Source organism: Moorena sp. SIO3I6 (assembly GCF_010672095.1).
This window is the reverse complement of record NZ_JAAHHU010001281.1, coordinates 1-1,461: the sequence shown is the minus strand read 5'-3', so window position 1 is coordinate 1,461 and position 1,461 is coordinate 1. Positions and strand designations below refer to the sequence as shown.

General features: G+C 40.2%; 3 protein-coding genes. 1 reads left to right on the top strand and 2 read right to left on the bottom strand.

Going from position 1 to position 1,461, the window contains the following annotated elements; genetic code table 11:
* Together F6K49_RS48565 and F6K49_RS48560 are read right to left on the bottom strand one after the other, a co-directional pair.
* Positions 1-573 (bottom strand): site-2 protease family protein (locus F6K49_RS48565; RefSeq protein WP_293109857.1); only part of this gene is annotated, 573 nt, incomplete at its 3' end.
* Between the two features lie 155 nt (positions 574-728).
* Positions 729-929: a hypothetical protein gene (locus F6K49_RS48560; RefSeq protein ID WP_293109855.1), complete on the bottom strand. Its 201-nt coding sequence runs from the start codon at positions 927-929 to the stop codon at positions 729-731.
* Between the two features lie 94 nt (positions 930-1,023).
* Between F6K49_RS48560 and F6K49_RS48555 the strand changes: the two genes are divergently transcribed.
* Positions 1,024-1,461, top strand: a 438-nt coding sequence (locus F6K49_RS48555) for a 2TM domain-containing protein (protein WP_293109853.1), incomplete at its 3' end; no start/stop codon positions are given.

The following is a 1,461-nucleotide window of genomic DNA, read 5'->3' as shown; positions in this document are numbered from 1 at the left end:
AAAGAACTGACCAACACGGCTAGCAAATAACACACCTTTGTGTGGGTTGTCCGTAACTTGCCAAACCAGTGCCTTCAGGATGTTACCCCCATCTAGTGGTAAGCCAGGAATTAAGTTAAACAATGCTAAAGCCAAGTTGATGGAGGCGAGGAGTCCAACAATTGATGCCAATGAACTAGCTAGATTAGCATTAGCCTGAACGGCAGTTAGTAGAGCAAATAGTAGCAAACTAACAGCTGGACCAGCAATCGCAACTAAGAACGCCTCTAGTGGACTTTTTGATTCTTTCTCCAGGCTAGCTAGACCACCAAATAGGAAGAGAGTGATAGATTTAACCTCAATTCCCTGCTGGATCGCTACAAAGCTGTGTCCTAGTTCATGAGCTAAGACAGAGGCAAATAACAAAAGTGCCGTAACAAATCCTAAAAACCATGGCAAAACACCGCTCAATCCTGAAAAATTTGCTAAGTCACCTCCGAAATCAAAGGTAACTAAAGCTAAGATTAGAAACCAGCTTGGATTCACATAAAAGGGAATGCCAAATAAATTCCCAACACGAATACTGCCGTTCATGCAGACTACCTCAAACTCTCCTAAGACGTTTTTTTATACCAAGTTGGCTTATAAGGTAGTAGATAGGTTATGGTTCATGGTTAACAGTTCATGATTCATAGTTCATGAAAAATAAACTATGATACCATTGCCAGTTATCCTTGGCAGTAAAGGGTTTATCGCTTTTGCCAATCAACAATCAACCAAGAGCAATGAACAATTAACTTACCTTCAAGCAACTCGATAGTAGTTTCGTCTTTCATGGTTCTATCGTAACGAAATGTAAAAGATTTGCCGATTGCTAAAATGCCGTAAAATCCGTCCACGCTTAGTGCGGTTTTAGGAATGCAGGTGGTTTGACCCCTCTGTGTTTCCATCGGCATAATAAAATTAAGCACCGCTCAAGCGTGTTTAGAGCAACATCTTCTTTAAGCACTACCCCCCTTCCCTACTAGTTAAACTGACTAAACGATGTCCGTCTTTGAAACCAAAATCACCCACTCTTACAACCAACAAGATATCCAGCAAATCCTCAATCTAGCCCTGGCACGTCAGGAAATGGTTGAAGAATTTTCCCGTGAACAGTTGGTGGAAATTGCTTCTGAATTAGGGATTTCAATCCACACTCTTTTGGAAGCCGAACGAGAATGGCTAGCCCAGCAACAAGAAGAGCAAAAACGTCATGAATTCAATAACTACCGACGTAGCCAATTAAAAAAAAGTTTTGGAAAATTTGTAATCGTTAATAGTTTTTTGTTGGCGATTAATCTAATTAACGTTGGTTACCTGTCTTGGTCTTTATATATTTTATTGTTCTGGGGTTTGTGGATAGCACTCAGAGCATGGAATACTTATCAAATACAGGGCGATGACTACGAAAGAGCTTTCCAAAAATGGAAACTTCAAAAA